Consider the following 17,959-nt stretch of genomic DNA (forward strand, 5'->3'; position numbering starts at 1 on the left):
AACCATTTAATACATGACCGGGCAGGTTGGTTTGGATTATAAACTGGATAAAAACTGGATGCTGAATACCTCGCTTTGGTGGATGAACATCGAAACTGACGTGAGATTCAAAGCAGGTGATGTAGACCAAAAATATAAAACCCGCCTTGATCCGTGGGTCTTTATGTTTGGTGTTGGTTATAGTTTCTAACTGTTTGAATGATGATAAGAAGTAAGCTACGAGTGTGTTTGACATAAGAGAGAACCAATGGGGCATAATCAGCCCCATTTTTGCATATACCGCTAACGTATTACCGAAGTTTGATTGAGTTAATACCGCATTAATCCCTTTAATTTCTCTTGCCCCCTGTACCTTCTGCTGTTGCTTCTTTAATTTATTCATTCCCCCATAAGTATTTTATGGGGGAATTGTGGAATCATAGAGAGAGCACAATAGCGAAATCATAATTGTGTGGCTTTCTTCATGACATGAATAAATGCCATTAATTTTTCCTGCATGATTTTGGGTTGATGCAGGTTATCTTCAATAATTTTTACGATGGCAGAACCTGAAATCGCACCCTTAGCACCGCTATTGAGTGCTGTCGTGACTTGTGCAGGTTCTGAAATTCCAAAACCTTGTAGGATAGGGGCGGCATGATACTCTTCAAGTTTATCAACAAGATGAGTCAACGGTTGTATAGCGCGATTTTCACTGCCCGTCACTCCCGCTCTTGACAGCAGATAAGTATATCCACGTCCAAATGAAGCGATTTCGCGCAGTAAATCGTTATCTGCATTAGGGGGGCAAATAAAGATCGGGGCAATGTCATATTTCATGGCGGCTGAACGGAAAGGAGACGATTCGGATAACGGCACATCCGCCACCAGAACAGAATCAACACCAGCACCTTTGCAGCGACGATAAAACTCATCAATCCCATCGTGAAAGACCAGATTGGCATAGATTAGCAGGCCAATCGGAATATCAGGATATTTGACCCGGATTTTTGCCAGCAGAGCAAAACACAATGTAGGAGTGACTTTGGATGATAACGCCCGTAAATTGGCATTCTGGATGGTTGGGCCATCGGCAAGGGGATCTGAAAATGGAATACCTAATTCGAGCGCATCGGCCCCACCTGAAATTAATGTGTCAATAATTTCCAACGACAGTTCAGGATTAGGATCACCTAGAGTGATAAAAGGAACAAAAGCGCCCTGATTTTGGTTTTGCAGCTTCTTAAAAAGTTGTTTATAACGTTCCATCAGATTTCCTCCCTGGATTTTAAAATATCGTGAACGGTAAAGATGTCTTTGTCGCCACGGCCAGATAAATTGACAATCAATAACTGCTCTTTATCCGGGGCCTGATGGATCATTTTCAAGGCATAAGCCAGCGCATGAGACGATTCCAACGCAGGAATAATACCTTCATTGCGTGATAGCACTTGGAACGCTTCAAGTGCTTCATCGTCAGTGATTGAGACATAATCAGCTCTACCAATGCTATTTAAATAGGCATGTTGAGGGCCAACAGAAGGAAAATCCAATCCAGCCGAGATGGAGTAGGATTCTTCAATCTGCCCATCTTCCGTCTGCATAATTGGGGCCTTCATGCCGAAGTAAATCCCCAATTTACCGTGTTTCAATGGCGCGCCATGCTCTCCGGTTTCGATACCATGTCCAGCAGGTTCAACACCGATCAGGCGAACCTCGCTCTCTGGAATAAACTCAGCAAACAGACCAATGGCATTTGATCCACCACCAATACAGGCAATCACTGCATCGGGCAGACGTCCTTCTTTTTCCAGAATTTGAGCCTTGGCTTCTTCACCAATCATGCGCTGAAATTCTCGTACCATTGTTGGATATGGGTGAGGACCCGCTGCGGTTCCCAATAGGTAGTGAGCTTTTTCATAGCACCCAGACCAGTCACGCATCGCTTCGTTACAGGCATCTTTCAAAGTCGCTGAACCACTGTGAACGGGGATAACTTCAGCTCCCATCAGGCGCATACGAAAGACATTGGGGGATTGGCGTTCAATATCTTTTGCCCCCATATAAATACGGCATTTCAGCCCCAACAGCGCACAAGCCAAAGCAGTTGCCACACCATGCTGACCTGCACCCGTTTCGGCAATGATTTCGTTTTTCCCCATGCGTTTTGCCAGCAATGCTTGCCCCAATACTTGATTGGTTTTGTGAGCACCGCCGTGGAGCAAATCTTCGCGTTTCAGGTACAGGCGTGTTTTCGTACCTTTGGTCAGGTTTTGGCACAGAGTTAAGGCAGTAGGTCGGCCAGCGTAGTTTTTCAGTAAGTCCTGAAATGTACGCTGAAATTCATGATCGTTCTGGGCATCAATAAAGGCATCTTCTAATTGATTAAGCACAGGGATCAAGATTTGAGGAACAAATTGTCCACCAAAATCGCCAAAATAAGGATTCAATTTACTCATTATTCTACTCATCCATTTTCTGTATGAAAAATTAGTGATAACAACGTAATTGTTGAAATACCTGTTTGATTTTTTGACTGCTTTTGATACCCGGAGAAACTTCGACCCCTGAGTTAAAATCCAGTCCATAACAGCCGAATGTTGCTGCTTGTTGGCAGTTTTCAGCATCCAGCCCACCAGCCAAAATGCTGTTATGCTGAAAACGCGGGTCGATTAACTGCCAGTCAAACGGTTTTCCTGTCCCTCCTGACCCATTATCTAGCAATAAATGATCGACATTAGGCATTTCGGAAAAATCTGCAGCCTTAGACATATTGACGGCTTTCCAAATCTCACAATGTTCAGGTAATACCGAACGCAATGTATTGATGTAGCTTTGATCTTCATGTCCATGCAGTTGAACAGCAGTGAGTGAAAGCGTTCGGGCGGTATTACTGACAAAATCCAGGGGTTGGTTTTGAAATACACCAACATATTGCAGAGAGGCTTCATTAATGATCTGTTGGGCTTTTTGCAGGCTGATTTTACGCGGTGATTTTTCGGCAAAAATCAAACCGCCATAGACAGCGCCTACCTGCAAAGCAATTTTGGCATCTTGTGGGCGGGTCAACCCACAAATTTTGTTGTCACCCAAAATCAGACGACGTAAAGCGAGATCTAAATTTTGCTGTGCCATTAAAGCACTGCCAATGAGAAAACCATGGGCAAATTGGCTTAACTCGCGCACTTGACGATGCTGATGGATGCCGGATTCGCTGATGACGATAGTGTCTTCGGGTAAACCAGCAGCCAGTTTGCGCGTACGATCTAAATCGATGGACAGGTCACGCAGGTCGCGATTGTTGATGCCGATCACTTTTGCCCCCAATGCAATTGCCCGTCGCCGCTCATCTTCATTACTGACTTCGGTCAGTACGCCCATATCAAGACTGTGTGCCAGTGATGACAGTGCCCGATACGTATCATCATCAAGCACAGAAAGCATGAGTAAAATAGCATCGGCTTGATAGTAACGGGCAAGGTAAACCTGATAGGTATCGATGATAAAATCTTTACATAAAACAGGTTGGTGTACGGCAGAGCTGGCCATTTCGAGAAAATCATAACTGCCCTGAAAGTATTTTTCATCGGTCAAGACAGAGATTGCAGCAGCATAAGGCTGATAAGTTTTAGCAATGCGAACAGGATCGAAATCTTCGCGAATTAACCCTTTTGACGGGGACGCTTTTTTGCATTCCAAAATAAAAATGGTTTGCTTATGGGTCAATGCCTGATAAAAACGCCGATGACTCGGTACGATAGCATCAATAAAACTTTCCAGCGGTTGTTCTGCCTTACGAGTGATCAGATATGCCGCTTTATCATCAATAATTTTCTGTAATACGCTGGTTTTCATGATTAAATCCTTGCCGCCAATGCTGTCACTTTCTCATAAGCCTGACCGCTGTAAATGGTATTGAGTGCTAATTGAGTATTTTCCCGTAGATCTTCTTGTCCGTGAATTTTCATCAAGAGCGCCACATTTGCCGCTACGGTATCGGTATGGGCTTTTTGCCCGCGACCAAGCAATAACATGGCTAACATATCGCGATTCTCTTCTGGTGTTCCGCCTCGTAGCGAAGATATCGGATGACTCGGTAAGCCAAAATCAGTTGCTGTTAACTGGTATTGTCTAATTTCACCATGATTGAGCTCTGCAACATAGGTTGGAGCATGTAAAGCAACTTCATCCATTCCTCCACTGTGTACAACGGCAGCACGTTGATAACCCAATACTTGCAAGGTACAAGCTATTGGTTCTACTAACTCAGGGCTGTAAACCCCTATGAGTGACAGAGGTGGGCGGGCTGGATTGATCAATGGGCCAAGTACATTGAATAATGTCCGGGTTTTTAATTGTTGGCGAACCTGCACGGCATGGCGGAATCCACAGTGATATTGGGGGGCGAAGAGGAAACAAACACCAATATCATCCAGAGCATTGCGTGAATCTTCGGCACAGGTATCCAATGCAATGCCAAATGCGGCCAATAAATCAGATGAGCCTGAACGACTGGAAATACTGCGGTTTCCGTGCTTTGCCACTTTAAGGCCACAGGCGGCGGCAATAAAGGCGCTGGCTGTCGAAATATTGATGCTATTTGTGCCATCTCCACCTGTGCCGACAATATCACAAAACGTGTAATCAGGACGAGGGAAGGGAGATGAGTTAGCCAAGAACGCTTGGGCTGCACCTGCAATTTCTTGTGGCTGTTCGCCCCGCAGTTTCAGGCTAATCAATACAGCAGCTAATTGTGCATTGCTCAATTCACCATGAATCACGGCAGTGAATAGTTGCTGGCTTTCTTGCTGGGTCAGTGTTTGGGCACTGAATAATTTTTCAAAAATTAACTGCATTTTCTCATTCCTTCCAATTTAGCGCCTTTAAATTCAATACGGTTAAATTCAATACCCTTAATGCAATGTCTTTAATTTAATGTTATTAATTCAAAGCCCATTCCAGCGTTTGCTCAAGTAACTTAGCTCCCTGCGTGGTCAGAATAGATTCAGGATGGAACTGGAACCCACAGACTTTGTGTTCATCATGGCGCACGGCCATCACGGTATCACCACATGAGGCAGAAACAGTTAACGTTGCAGGAACGCCTACACCCGCAAGAGAATGATAACGAGCAACAGGCAAGGGATTTGGCAGGCCGGAGAACATACCTTGCCCATCATGAGTAGCTGGAGTCGCTTTGCCATGCAGAATTTCTTGAGCCGCAGAGACTTTTCCTCCATAGGCTTCAATAATTGCTTGATGCCCAAGACAAATGCCGATCACCGGAATCTGTCCTATCACCTGCTTGAGTAATTCAGGCATACAGCCGGCATCTGATGGTTTCCCGGGGCCGGGTGATAACATCAAAAGTGGTGATTCCATTTCGTCGAGTTTGGCAATGATGATGGCTACTGACACCGTATTGCGATAAATAACGACATGATGACCATGGGTACGCAGTTGATCCACGAGGTTATATGCGAAGGAATCAACATTATCGAGCAGAAGAATTTCAGCCATCAAAATGTTACCTCCACATGGTGCGCTTGGGCAATAGCGCGAATAACGGCCCTGGCTTTACTGTGAGTTTCATCCACTTCTGATTGGGGAATCGAGTCCAACACAACACCAGCTCCGACTTGAACTGCGGCTTGGCCGCTTTCTACATAGGCGGAACGAATCACAATGCAGGTATCAAAATCTCCCTTGCCAGTGAAATAACCTACAGCTCCGCCATAACTGCCACGTTGTTCACCTTCATGTTCAGCGATGAGTTGCATGGCCCGAACTTTAGGTGCTCCCGTCAATGTGCCCATATTCATACAGGCTTGATAGGCATGGAAGATATCCAAATCATGGTGGAGTGTGCCGACAACGCGGGAAACGAGGTGCATAACAAACGAATAGCGATCAACTTTAGTTAAATCGGCCACATATCGACTGCCCGCCTCACAAATACGAGCCAAATCATTGCGAGCCAGATCAACCAGCATCACATGCTCAGACATTTCCTTAGCATCGGTGCGCATTTCCAGCTCAATTCGGCTATCGAGATCGGCGTCCAGTTCTCCGTTGGCATTACGTCCGCGTGGACGCGTACCGGCTATAGGATAGATTTCTATCTGGCGATTGCTGGCATCATATTTAAGTGCGCTTTCCGGTGAGGCTCCGAACAGGCAAAAATCTTGATCTTGCATAAAAAACATATAAGGGCTTGGATTTTGTTTTTTCAATACATGGTAAGCGTTCAGTGGAGAAGGGCATGGCAAAGTAAAACGTCGTGATGGAACCACCTGAAAGACATCCCCTTGGCGGACAGATTGCTGTAATCTCCGCACAATATTAGCGTATTGCTCATCACTTTGGTTGCAGTCAATAGTGATGTCAGGCAATACGACAGGCAGGAGTGGCTGAAGCGGTTCTGAAATGGCTGAAGATAATGTTACTAAACGTTCTTTAAGGCGCTGTCTTTCTGAGTCGGATTCGCCAAACAGTGAAGTTTGCAGAAATGAATGCTCATTTTGATGATCCAACACCAATAATGTTTCGGCGAGATAAAAACAGAAATCAGGGCATTGCTGATGGTTTTTTACTGTGGGCAGTAGTTCAAATCCGGCTACTAAATCGTAAGCAAACAATCCACCAACGAAAATGGCATCGGGTGATTCTGAGAAGAATGCCAATGCTACCAGAGCCCGTAATGCGTCGAAAACTGAATCAGCTTTTAGCCGGCTATCTTCATCCAAATTGTGTCCAGCCGCAGGAAATTGCGCTCGAATAACCTGTGATTCCACACTCAACAAGGCTTTTTCTGAGAGCAAATTAGCAAGTATGGGAAGCAGATTTTGGCCATTTTCAGTGAGTGCCTCAAAAGTGACTTGCCGTTCATTGGCCGTAATACGCAAGGCACTATCAATGATTAAGGTACTTTTGAGATTCTTTTTACTGTTAATTTCAGCAGACTCCAGCAATAACGTTGCTGGACGATTACTACAAAGTTGATGGAAAAGCAGTGTTGGATCTGTTTTGTAAACAGTATCCATATGATTTATAGAGATATTAAATTCTTTCCCAGTCATGTTCATACCCCATTACTATTTTCATCCACAAAAATTTTCGGTGTAAAAAACAGTTATAAAAAAACCCGCTTTTTAGGGCGGGTTTTGGCACTTGCGTATCTGTACTTATGTACGTAAGCCAACCGCCCTGAATGGGAAATTGTGCCACCAACGTCTTACTTGCATAGTTTGCATAAATACGATCATCTTTGAGTGCCTCATTTGCTGAATGGCATTTTGGTAAAGAATTCCACCTAACCTTCGTACTAGTAAACTGGATCGATGTTCACTTGTCAATGCTTTTTTTGATGTCTTTAGAAATGAGATAAGGTGAGGGGATAAATTGGGAAAACGGCTACCTGAAACCTATTGGGTAATACATCTATCGCCGTAGTATAGTCAAACCCATTCAAAAATAATGCTAATGAGTTAATTTTTTTATAAAAAACCAAGACTTTATTTTGGATATGTTGGCGCATTTTTTAAATTTTTATTTTTCATGTCATATGATTATATCAATTGAAGTTATTTTTTTATAATAACAAACCAATTAAAAATCTGTTTTAATATTTTAATGCACTTAGTGTGACTTAAATTGTCATTTTGATTTTCATGATAATATCAATTTTTTAATTGAGGGTTATCATTGTGGGTATAGGAAAAATAAAATTATGCACCCTGTTTTTTTATTATAGACACTATATGAAGTGAGTATTTCATTTTTTATTTATAGATGAAAAAATTAATGTATTGTTAACGTTTAATGTGCGGCTGAAATGACAGCCGCATTACGTTTTTCTAAAGAATAGAGTCAACTAATAATCACCCTCCTTCAATCCCATCTCCTATGTTATTATTGCCACTTTGTGCTTGATAGCAGCACTTGATAGATAGTTTTCTTGTTTCACATCCAACAAAACAGGTACAAAACAATGACTGAAGCTACCAGTGAAATGACAAAGCGCTATGACCTGCATAGCCATACAACTGCTTCAGATGGGGTTTTATCACCGGAACAACTCGTGGATAGAGCCATTTCCATGGGCATTGATGTACTGGCAATCACCGATCATGATACGACGGATGGTATTCCACCAGCCTTAAACCATATCCAGCAGAATAATCTGCCATTAACGTTAGTGCCTGGCGCTGAGATTTCAACGTTATGGGAAAGTTTTGAAATCCACATTGTTGGCTTACATATTGATATCAATTCTATTCCATTAAGAAAGTTTCTGTCTAATCAGGTTGATTTAAGAAATCAGCGTGGTATTGAAATTGGGCAGCGATTAGCTAAAGCCGGCATTCCCGATGCTTGGGAAGGTGCATCCCGGCTTGCCAATGGTGGGCAGGTTACTCGCGGGCATTTTGCCCGTTATCTGATAGAGGCAGGTGTCGAACCGACGATCCCAAAAGTGTTCAAAAAATATCTGGCGAAAGGGAAAATCGGTTATGTTCCTGCTCAATGGTGTACAATTGAGCAGGCTGTTGAAACCATTCACCGAGCAGGTGGACAGGCTGTGATTGCCCATCCGGGCAGGTATGATTTGTCAATGAAATGGCTAAAACGGTTAATAGCCTGGTTTAAACAACATGGCGGTGATGCAATGGAAGTTGCACAGTGCCAGCAAGCACCTAATGAAAGGCAACAGCTAGGTCAACTAGCAAGAGAGCATGGGTTGAAAGTATCATTAGGATCGGATTTTCACCAACCTTGTTCATGGATAGAACTTGGGCGCAATTTGTGGTTACCCGGTGATGTTGTACCGATATGGCACGACTGGTCACGCTAGGGACTGCATAGAAGTAGAGGTTATCGTTATGAGCCAGTTTTTTTATATCCATCCTGACAATCCACAAACTCGTCTTATTGACCAAAGTGTGGAAATGCTGAAAAAGGGTGGGGTTGTCATTTATCCTACTGATTCAGGGTACGCTATTGGTTGTTGTCTTGAAAATAAGGATGCTATGACCCGCATATGCCGTATTCGTCAATTGGAAGGGCGCCACAACTTTACGCTGATGTGTCGTGACCTTTCCGAGATCTCGACTTATGCTCATGTGGATAATCAGGCATTCAGGTTGATCAAAAATAATACGCCGGGCAACTACACCTTTATTTTACAGGCGACAAAAGAAGTACCCCGCCGCTTGATGAACGAAAAACGTAAAACTATTGGTCTGCGTGTTCCTTCCAATCCTATCGCGTTGGCGTTACTGGAAAAAATGCGTGAACCACTGATGTCATGTAGTTTGATTTTACCCGAAAATGATTTTGCCGAGTCCGATCCAGAAGAGATTAAGGATACTTTGGGTAAACAAGTTGATTTAATTATTCACGGTGGTTATCTTGGGCAGCAACCGACAACGGTAGTGGATTTAACTGGGGATTCACCAGTAATTCTTCGCGAAGGTGAAGGTGATGTAACACCTTTTTTATAAGGTGTCCGATTCAATTTTTTATTTAATGATACGACGCCTGTGAAGGCGACAACAGAGGTTGCTCAATGAGCGATAAAACAGAAAAGTTACAAAAAGTTCTCGCGCGTTCTGGTCATGGTTCCCGTCGCGAAATTGAGGGGTATATCCAACAAGGGCGCATTAGTATTGATGGCAAGACTGCAACGTTGGGTGATCGAATTGAAGTTAAGCTCTCAATAAAAGTCCGTCTGGATGGACGAATCTTAAATATCAAAGAGCCACAGAAAACAGTTTGCCGTGTTCTGGCGTATTATAAGCCTGAAGGCGAATTGTGTACCCGTCACGATCCAGAAGGCCGTCCGACTGTGTTTGATCGTCTGCCAAAAATGCAGGGCGCACGCTGGGTTGCGGTAGGGCGTCTAGATATCAATACCTGCGGGTTACTACTGTTTACAACGGATGGCGAGTTGGCAAACCGTCTGATGCATCCAAGCAGAGAAGTAGAACGTGAATATGCTGTTCGTGTTTTCGGTGAAGTGGATAATGCGAAACTCCGTCAATTGACGCAAGGCGTCCAATTGGAAGATGGTTCCGCTTCATTCAAAACCATTGCTTTTAAAGGTGGGGAAGGTATTAACCAATGGTACAACGTCACATTGACGGAAGGTCGTAACCGTGAAGTTAGACGGTTGTGGGAATCTGTTGGTGTACAGGTCAGCCGTCTGATCCGTGTACGTTATGGTGATATTAATTTGCCGAAAGGTTTGCCGCGTGGTGGTTGGACTGAGTTGGGACTGGAACAGACTAACTATTTACGCGAGCTGGTTGGTTTGAGTGAAGAAGTTGTCACCAAAGTGGCTGTTGAGCGTGATCAACGTCGCATTAAAGCTAACCAGATCCGCCGTGCAGTAAAACGACATGCTCAGGTTGCATCCCGCCCATCGGGGAAACGCCCTGCAAGCAGCTCTCGTCAGAATGCAGGGAAAAAAACGACGCCTAAAGGCCGTTAACGTTCTCAAGCCGCTGTTTCAGTTTATATCAGCATTTATGCCTATATTGAAACAGCGGATTTGGTTTACCAATCAATGCCTTTCTGTGCTTTGATTCCGGCATCAAAAGCATGTTTTACCGGACGCATTTCCGTAATTGTATCTGCATATTCCAGCAATTCTCGGTGGCATCCCCGCCCAGTGATAATCACACTTTGGTGTGAAGGACGCTGCTTGAGTGCGGTAAGTACATCGGTAAGATCCAGATAGCCGTAGCTGACCATATAGGTTAATTCATCCAGCACCACAAGATGCAATGAAGGATCAGATAACATCGTCAAAGCATGGTTCCACGCCGATTGGCAAGCTGTGGTGTCTGATTCACGGTTTTGTGTCTCCCATGTGAAACCTGTTGCCATCACATGAAATTCGACACCATGCTGTGTCAGCAGGTCTCTTTCACCACTTTCCCATGTTCCTTTGATGAATTGGATAACGCCAGTACGCTGACCATGCCCGATCGCACGGGTGACAGTACCAAATGCAGCGGTGGTTTTTCCTTTTCCGTTTCCGGTGAATACGATGACGATCCCCCGTTCTTGCTGTGCTGCTTCAATACGGGCATCGACTTTTTCTTTCAGGCGTTGTTGCCTTTTTTGGTACTGGCTGTTATCTCTGGTCATTATTCGGCAGGCCCCGCTTTTCGACCGGGTTGAGCATCAAAACTGATGCCGGAATCATTTCGGCTGTCATTGCCCATCACATAAAGATAGGCAGGCATAATATCTGTCGGTGTCTTTAAGTTAGCTGAATTTTCATCAGGACATGCACTGGCTCGCATACTGGTACGAGTGCCGCCAGGATTAATACAGTTAATGCGCAGAGAAGTATCCTGATATTCCTGAGTCAAAACCTGCATAAAACCTTCTGTGGCAAATTTGGAAACAGAATATGCTCCCCAGCCACTTCTGCCTTCACGGCCGACACTAGAACTGGTAAAGACCAAAGAACCGCTGGTGGATTTCAATAGCAGAGGAATCAACGCTTGAGTCAGCATAAAAGTGGCATTGACATTCACTTGCATGACTTTATGCCAAATCTGGGTAGGTTGCTCGATGATAGGCGCGACAACGCCAAGAAGCCCTGCGTTGTGTAAAACGCCATCCAGATGGGAATAACGCTGTGCCAGTTCCTTGGCAAAAGTTTGGCATTCTTCGGCAGTTACGGTCAGAAGATCCATTGTATAAATGTCAGCTGGTAATCCGCCATCGTTTTCAATTTGCTGTTTGACTGCTTCCAGTTTTGCAGTAGTGCGTCCCAGCAAAATAACCTGCGCACCATGGCGGGCATAAGTCAGCGCGGCTTCGCGCCCAATGCCATCGCCAGCACCAGTGACTAAAACAATTTTTTGTTGCAGCAGATCATTATTGGGTTGGTAATCGAACATCAGACAATCTTCCTGTGTTTCGGGTAAATCTGTTATTTGCCATTTCAGGATGGCACATGCGGGTTATCATCAGAACAAAACTTGAGGCCGCCGTCAAATTTACCCCAATTAGTCGAAGAGTAGAGCTTTAATTGAAATAAGGTTAAGTAAACTGTTAGAGCAGGGCCTTTGGTTTTTAGTTAGAATGAAACATATTGTTCATCATAAATTGATAAAGGTGGATCTGTGGAATATTTGTCTCTATACGGATTGTTCTTAGCTAAAGTGCTTACGGTAGTATTAGCAGTCGTTGTTCTGGCGGTATTTTGTATCGGATTAGGTGTACGTAAAACAATGCACAAAGGGGAATTGAGGCTGACTAATCTTGGTGAGTCTTACAAGGAAAAACAGCGTCAGATGCAGCAGGCTCGAATGGGTGAAGCAGAACAAAAAATCTGGCAAAAGGCATTAAAAAAACAGCAAAAAAGTGATGCGAAGCAGAAAAAATCGGCAGCGAAAACAGGGCAGAAAGGTTTACAGAAACCGAGTCTTTATGTCTTGGATTTCAAAGGTAGCATGGATGCCCATGAGGTTGATTCCCTCCGCGAAGAGATCAGTGCTGTACTGGCTGTTGCAGATAAAAAAGATGAAGTTTTACTGCGTCTGGAAAGCCCTGGGGGAGTGGTTCATGGCTATGGGCTGGCAGCATCTCAATTGGCTCGTTTACGACAGAAAGGAATACGCCTGACGATTGCTGTGGATAAAGTGGCTGCAAGCGGTGGTTACATGATGGCTTGTGTAGCTGATCGCATCATCGCTGCACCTTTTGCCATCATTGGTTCGATCGGAGTTGTGGCTCAATTGCCAAATATCCACCGATTGTTAAAGAAAAATGATATTGATGTAGAACTTCATACTGCTGGTGAGTACAAGCGTACCTTGACGGTTCTCGGCGAAAATACTGAACAGGGAAGGCAGAAGTTTCAGGAAGATCTGAACGAGACGCATAAATTATTTAAATCATTTATCCATCAGCACCGCCCATCTTTGGATGTGGAGGAAGTGGCGACAGGTGAATATTGGTATGGCACACAGGCAAAAGAGAACGGGCTGATTGATGAAGTAGGTGTCAGCGATGATTTTCTGATTGAACAAATCGAACACTGTGAAGTCATTGGGGTTAATTATTCCCGTCGTAAACGTGTGGTAGAGCGTTTCATGGGCAGTGCAATGGAAAATGTTGATAAATTGTTTATGCGTTGGTGGCAAAGGGGCGAGAAGCCACTGTTATAACAGTTTGAATAGCTATAACAGTGTGAATAGTTATGATGGCCTGCACATGACGACAAGCGATAAGACCATGTTGCGTTAGACCCGTTTAAAACAGTTGTTGAAATGAGTTGTTAAAATCATTGCAGACATAATGCGGGTAATATAGAGAGGTTTTGTTATCTCCTTTATTACCCGCATAATTATTGTTAACTTATCAGGAATGGCTTGATTTGATTGTTAATCTACTAAATGATACTTTTCGGACAATATATGTGCTAAATGTTTAAACATATTAAACACAGCGGTACTTTTTGCGGTAGGTAATCCGCACTCATCCAGAAAGTATTCACCTCTGAATACGAATACCTCACCTTTTTGTTCTACACTCTCTGCATACATTCCTTGTATAAAATCTCCGTGGGTCTTAATGATTTCATTTGCTTTTTTGAGTAACTGTTCCCGCTTGATGGGCATTGTTTTAGTTTGCATCTATTGTGCTCCTTCAAGAAATAAGTTGTTGCGCATCGTTTTTTATCAGGTAGAGTGTGGGCTTTTCGTCATGCAGATGGAAGATTTTGTTTACAACTGTTAAATCATACAATTGCATGGCCTGTGTTGGTATATAAAATACCTTAAATATTTCAAAGAGTTTTGCGCTTAGGCAAAAGTACAAGATAAAAATTAGTTGATATCTTGCAAATCTATCGCAATATAAAAAGAGATTTTATTTTATATATCGCAACATAACGCCGTGATTTTCGCCATCTGAAAAGAAGATAATTAGGTAAAGGTAACTATGGCTAAAGCTCTTGTTATAGTGGAGTCCCCGGCAAAAGCCAAAACAATCAATAAATATCTGGGGAATGACTACGTTGTGAAATCCAGTGTAGGTCATATCCGTGATTTGCCGACGAGTGGAGCAGCGAGTCAAAAGAGTTCAAACTCATCTACCGATAAGAATAAAAAGAAAGTAAAAAAGGATGAGAAAACAGCGCTGATAAGTCGCATGGGTGTCGATCCCTATCATGATTGGGAGGCGAACTACCAAATTTTGCCGGGCAAGGAAAAAGTTGTCGCAGAGTTGAAATCGTTGGCTGAAAAAGCTGAACATATCTACCTCGCAACGGACCTTGACCGCGAAGGGGAAGCCATTGCATGGCACTTGCGGGAAATGATTGGTGGGGATGATACGCGTTTCAGTCGGGTCGTGTTCAACGAAATTACCAAGAATGCAATCACTCAGGCTTTTGATAAACCGGGTGAATTGAATATTGACCGTGTTAATGCCCAGCAAGCGCGCCGTTTTATGGATCGCGTTGTGGGCTATATGGTTTCACCGCTGTTGTGGAAAAAAGTGGCCAGAGGATTGTCCGCTGGGCGGGTTCAATCCGTTGCGGTTCGTCTTGTGGTCGAGCGAGAGCGTGAAATCAAGGCATTTGTGCCGGAAGAGTATTGGCAACTGCACGCGGATTTAGTGGCTAAGGGAGACATTGCTCTCCATATGGAAGTGACTCATGAAAAGGGAAAACCATTCAAGCCAGTAAATGCCCAACAAACGCAGGCAGCAGTATCTCTGCTTGAGAAAGCAAGATACAAAGTGATTGATCGTGAAGATCGTCCAACGTCCAGTAAACCGGGTGCTCCGTTCATTACCTCAACATTGCAACAGGCAGCGAGTACCCGGCTTGGGTTTGGGGTCAAGAAAACCATGATGATGGCGCAACGTCTATATGAGGCGGGCCACATTACTTATATGCGTACTGATTCGACTAATCTGAGTCAGGATGCTCTGGATATGGTTCGTGGTTATATCAGTAACCATTTTGGTGACAATTACTTACCGAAAAGTGCCAATGTCTACAGTAGTAAGGACAATTCTCAGGAAGCCCATGAAGCGATTCGACCTTCTAATGTCGATGTCATGGCTGAAGAACTGAAAGATATGGAAGCTGATGCACAAAGATTGTATCAGCTTATCTGGCGTCAGTTCATTGCTTGCCAGATGATGCCTGCAAAATATGATTCTACGACGCTGACCGTCCAAGCAGGCGATTTTGCGCTGCGTGCTAAAGGCCGTATTCTGCGTTTTGATGGTTGGACGAAAGTGATGCCAGCATTGCGCAAAGGGGACGAAGATAACACCTTGCCAGTGGTTGAAGTGGATACAGAACTTGATTTGCAGCAGTTGCTTCCAAGCCAGCACTTTACAAAACCACCTGCGCGTTTCAGTGAAGCATCACTGGTCAAGGAGCTGGAAAAGCGCGGAATTGGTCGCCCATCGACTTATGCATCGATTATTTCAACCATTCAGGATCGGGGTTATGTTCGGGTTGAGAACCGTCGATTCTATGCGGAAAAAATGGGTGAAATTGTCAATGATCGTTTGGAAGAAAATTTCAACGAATTGATGAGTTATGACTTTACTGCAAGAATGGAAGACCAGCTTGATCACGTTGCCAATAATGAAGTGAATTGGAAAGGGGTGTTGGACGAATTTTTCTCCAACTTCAGTGATCAGCTTGATGTTGCCAGCAAAGATCCCGATGAAGGCGGAATGCGCCCAAATCCGATGGTGATCACCTCGATTGAGTGTCCGACTTGTAGCCGTCCAATGGGAATTCGTACCGCGACAACGGGTGTTTTTCTTGGCTGTTCTGGTTATGCTTTATCACCTAAAGAGCGATGCAAGCAGACGATTAACCTAATCCCAGAAAATGAAATTTTGAATATTCTGGAAGGGGATGATGCAGAAACCAATGCGTTGCGTGCTCGTCGTCGTTGTAAAAAATGTGGTACAGCGATGGACAGCTATTTGATTGATAACCAGCGTAAATTACATGTATGTGGTAATAATCCAGCGTGTGATGGTTATGAAGTCGAAGAGGGTGAATTTCGCATCAAGGGTTATGATGGCCCTATCGTTGAGTGTGATAAATGTGGTTCAGAAATGCACCTGAAAATGGGGCGTTTCGGTAAGTATATGGGCTGTACAAATGAGGTGTGCAAAAACACCCGTAAGATTTTGCGTAGTGGGGAAGTTGCACCACCGAAAGAAGATCCGGTTCCATTACCTGAACTGGAATGTGAAAAATCGGATGCCTACTTTGTCCTGCGTGATGGTGCAGCCGGCGTATTTTTAGCAGCCAACACCTTTCCTAAATCACGTGAAACGCGTGCACCATTGGTTGAAGAACTTGTTCGGTTTAAAGACCGCTTACCGGAGAAATTGTGTTACTTGGCTAAAGCGCCTGTTGTTGATCCTGAGGGGCATAAAACAGTTGTGCGTTTTAGCCGTAAGACCAAGCAGCAATACGTTTCTTCGGAAAAAGATGGCAAGGCTACTGGGTGGACAGCATTTTTTGTTGAGGGTGCTTGGGTAGTGAAAGAGAAATAATAGTTTCGATGATTAATTAGTGCATTATACCGTCATTTATTGGCTATAATTTATTGAAATATATTCAGATAGATATTTCTTTTTTTGCTAAAAATGTAACTTTTATTTCTAAAAAGTCAGTCCATAGGGCTGACTTTTTTTTGTATTTCAACAAAATCAAAACATAATATATCTGCAACAAACGTTTGATAATAGTTACTCAACCTAATTATTTGTTATATAAATATATAGCAGGTGTTATAGTGGTTATATACTTACAGATAGATATTCTATATGGTTATAAGTGAATAACCATTAGCAATATAGACGTTAATTAAACTACAAAACATTCGTACATTTGATTATTAGGGACAGTGCTGAAATGAAACTACAGCAATTGCGTTACATTGTAGAGGTGGTTAATCACAATCTGAATGTATCTTCTACAGCAGAAGGATTGTATACCTCTCAACCAGGGATCAGCAAACAAGTCAGAATGCTTGAAGATGAGTTGGGGATTCAAATATTTGCCCGTAGTGGCAAACATCTGACGCATGTGACTCCGGCTGGTGAAGAAATTGTCCGTATTTCACGTGAGGTTCTGTCAAAAATCGATTCAATTCGTTCTGTTGCCAGTGAACACACCTACCCCGATCGCGGCTCTTTATATATCGCTACTACCCATACACAGGCAAGATATGCTCTGCCTCCCGTTATTAAAGGCTTTATTGAGCGTTACCCCAACGTATCGCTGCACATGCATCAAGGCTCACCAACGCAGATTGCGGAAGAGGTATGCAAAGGAAATAGTGACTTTGCGATAGCAACAGAAGCGCTTCATCTTTATAGCGATCTGATCATGCTGCCTTGTTATCATTGGAATCGTTCTGTTGTGGTGAAGAATGATCATCCTCTTGCCAATAGACAGAATGTGACGATTGAAGAATTGGCAGAATACCCGATTGTAACCTACACCTTTGGCTTTACCGGGCGTTCTGAACTGGATGTTGCTTTTGACCGGGCAGGCCTGAAACCTAAAATTGTATTCACAGCGACAGATGCTGATGTGATTAAGACTTATGTGCGGTTAGGGCTGGGAGTCGGTGTGATTGCCAGTATGGCTGTTGAGCCTGTTCAGGACAGTGATCTGGTGCGTATTGATATGCGCGATAAATTCAGTTATAGCACAACGAAGATTGGCTTCCGGCGTAGTAGTTTTTTACGCAGTTATATGTATGATTTTATTTGGCGTTTTGCTCCGCATTTGACGCGTGATGTTGTGGATAAAGCCATTGCATTGCGAGCCAATGACGAAATTGAAGAAATGTTTAAAGATATTGAATTACCGATAGTATAAAGAAGATGGTATTAATAAGATTTGACCACCTTCCTAGAAGTAGGGAGGTGGTTGATCTTTATCTTCTTCCCCTTTTTGAGAATG

The 17,959-nt window shown here is 43.6% G+C and carries 15 protein-coding genes, 1 pseudogene and 1 other annotated feature; of the genes and pseudogenes, 7 read left to right on the forward strand and 9 right to left on the reverse strand.

Annotated elements, in window-relative coordinates:
* Nucleotides 1–19 precede the first annotated feature (19 nt).
* Nucleotides 20–190: pseudogene (locus H8A87_RS17285) on the forward strand (OmpW family outer membrane protein); the annotation flags it as partial.
* 251 nt (nt 191–441) lie between these two features.
* On the opposite strand, the gene trpA reads toward H8A87_RS17285, so the two are convergent.
* From trpA to H8A87_RS17315, 6 genes are all read right to left on the reverse strand, one after another.
* Nucleotides 442–1,248 (reverse strand): tryptophan synthase subunit alpha, encoded by an 807-nt coding sequence (trpA, locus tag H8A87_RS17290; RefSeq protein WP_198691165.1) that lies wholly within the window; start codon nt 1,246–1,248, stop codon nt 442–444.
* Complete coding sequence (trpB, locus tag H8A87_RS17295; RefSeq protein ID WP_198691166.1) at nt 1,248–2,438, reverse strand: tryptophan synthase subunit beta; 1,191 nt, start codon at nt 2,436–2,438, stop codon at nt 1,248–1,250. Before trpB ends, trpA begins: the two co-directional genes overlap by 1 nt.
* Nucleotides 2,439–2,469: 31 nt before the next feature.
* Nucleotides 2,470–3,834 carry a bifunctional indole-3-glycerol-phosphate synthase TrpC/phosphoribosylanthranilate isomerase TrpF gene (gene trpCF / locus H8A87_RS17300; RefSeq protein ID WP_198691167.1) on the reverse strand — a complete coding sequence of 455 codons (1,365 nt, stop codon included), beginning with the start codon at nt 3,832–3,834 and terminating at the stop codon, nt 2,470–2,472.
* 2 nt (nt 3,835–3,836) lie between these two features.
* Nucleotides 3,837–4,835, reverse strand: a complete 999-nt coding sequence (trpD, locus tag H8A87_RS17305; protein WP_198691168.1) for an anthranilate phosphoribosyltransferase — start codon at nt 4,833–4,835, stop codon at nt 3,837–3,839.
* 85 nt (nt 4,836–4,920) lie between these two features.
* On the reverse strand, nt 4,921–5,499 hold the full coding sequence (locus tag H8A87_RS17310; RefSeq protein WP_198691169.1) for a glutamine amidotransferase-related protein: 579 nt from the start codon (nt 5,497–5,499) through the stop codon (nt 4,921–4,923).
* Complete coding sequence (locus tag H8A87_RS17315) at nt 5,499–7,058, reverse strand: anthranilate synthase component 1 (RefSeq protein ID WP_198691170.1); 1,560 nt, start codon at nt 7,056–7,058, stop codon at nt 5,499–5,501. Before H8A87_RS17315 ends, H8A87_RS17310 begins: the two co-directional genes overlap by 1 nt.
* Before the next feature lie 55 nt (nt 7,059–7,113).
* Nucleotides 7,114–7,214, reverse strand: a sequence feature (Trp leader region).
* A 755-nt stretch (nt 7,215–7,969) separates the two neighbouring features.
* Between H8A87_RS17315 and rnm the strand changes: the two genes are divergently transcribed.
* The 3 genes from rnm (at nt 7,970) to rluB (ending at nt 10,468) form a co-directional block, all read left to right on the forward strand.
* A complete protein-coding gene (rnm, locus tag H8A87_RS17320) occupies nt 7,970–8,830 on the forward strand; it encodes an RNase RNM (RefSeq protein WP_198691171.1) in 861 nt (286 codons plus the stop codon).
* A gap of 28 nt (nt 8,831–8,858) precedes the next feature.
* Nucleotides 8,859–9,479 carry an L-threonylcarbamoyladenylate synthase gene (locus tag H8A87_RS17325; RefSeq protein ID WP_198691172.1) on the forward strand — a complete coding sequence of 207 codons (621 nt, stop codon included), beginning with the start codon at nt 8,859–8,861 and terminating at the stop codon, nt 9,477–9,479.
* 65 nt (nt 9,480–9,544) lie between these two features.
* Nucleotides 9,545–10,468, forward strand: coding sequence for a 23S rRNA pseudouridine(2605) synthase RluB (rluB, locus tag H8A87_RS17330; protein WP_198691173.1), 924 nt, complete (start codon nt 9,545–9,547; stop codon nt 10,466–10,468).
* Between the two features lie 65 nt (nt 10,469–10,533).
* On the opposite strand, the gene cobO is transcribed toward rluB, so the two are convergent.
* Nucleotides 10,534–11,130 (reverse strand): cob(I)yrinic acid a,c-diamide adenosyltransferase, encoded by a 597-nt coding sequence (gene cobO, locus H8A87_RS17335; RefSeq protein ID WP_198691174.1) that lies wholly within the window; start codon nt 11,128–11,130, stop codon nt 10,534–10,536.
* A complete protein-coding gene (locus H8A87_RS17340) occupies nt 11,130–11,894 on the reverse strand; it encodes a YciK family oxidoreductase (protein ID WP_198691175.1) in 765 nt (254 codons plus the stop codon). The genes cobO and H8A87_RS17340 overlap by 1 nt, the downstream gene beginning before the upstream one ends.
* A gap of 225 nt (nt 11,895–12,119) precedes the next feature.
* Between H8A87_RS17340 and sohB the strand changes: the two genes are divergently transcribed.
* Nucleotides 12,120–13,166 carry a protease SohB gene (gene sohB, locus H8A87_RS17345; RefSeq protein WP_198691176.1) on the forward strand — a complete coding sequence of 349 codons (1,047 nt, stop codon included), beginning with the start codon at nt 12,120–12,122 and terminating at the stop codon, nt 13,164–13,166.
* 216 nt (nt 13,167–13,382) lie between these two features.
* Here sohB and H8A87_RS17350 read toward each other — a convergent pair whose 3' ends face one another.
* Entirely contained in the window at nt 13,383–13,634 is a 252-nt protein-coding gene (locus tag H8A87_RS17350) for a YciN family protein (protein ID WP_198691177.1), read from the reverse strand.
* Nucleotides 13,635–13,941: 307 nt separating this feature from the next.
* On the opposite strand from H8A87_RS17350, the gene topA reads away from it, so the two are divergent.
* Nucleotides 13,942–16,539 carry a type I DNA topoisomerase gene (gene topA / locus H8A87_RS17355; RefSeq protein ID WP_198691178.1) on the forward strand — a complete coding sequence of 866 codons (2,598 nt, stop codon included), beginning with the start codon at nt 13,942–13,944 and terminating at the stop codon, nt 16,537–16,539.
* Nucleotides 16,540–16,900: 361 nt separating this feature from the next.
* A complete protein-coding gene (cysB, locus tag H8A87_RS17360; RefSeq protein WP_198691179.1) occupies nt 16,901–17,875 on the forward strand; it encodes an HTH-type transcriptional regulator CysB in 975 nt (324 codons plus the stop codon).
* Nucleotides 17,876–17,959: the final 84 nt, after the last annotated feature.

It is taken from the genome of Xenorhabdus lircayensis, assembly GCF_016306625.1.
Lineage (GTDB): Bacteria > Pseudomonadota > Gammaproteobacteria > Enterobacterales > Enterobacteriaceae > Xenorhabdus > Xenorhabdus lircayensis.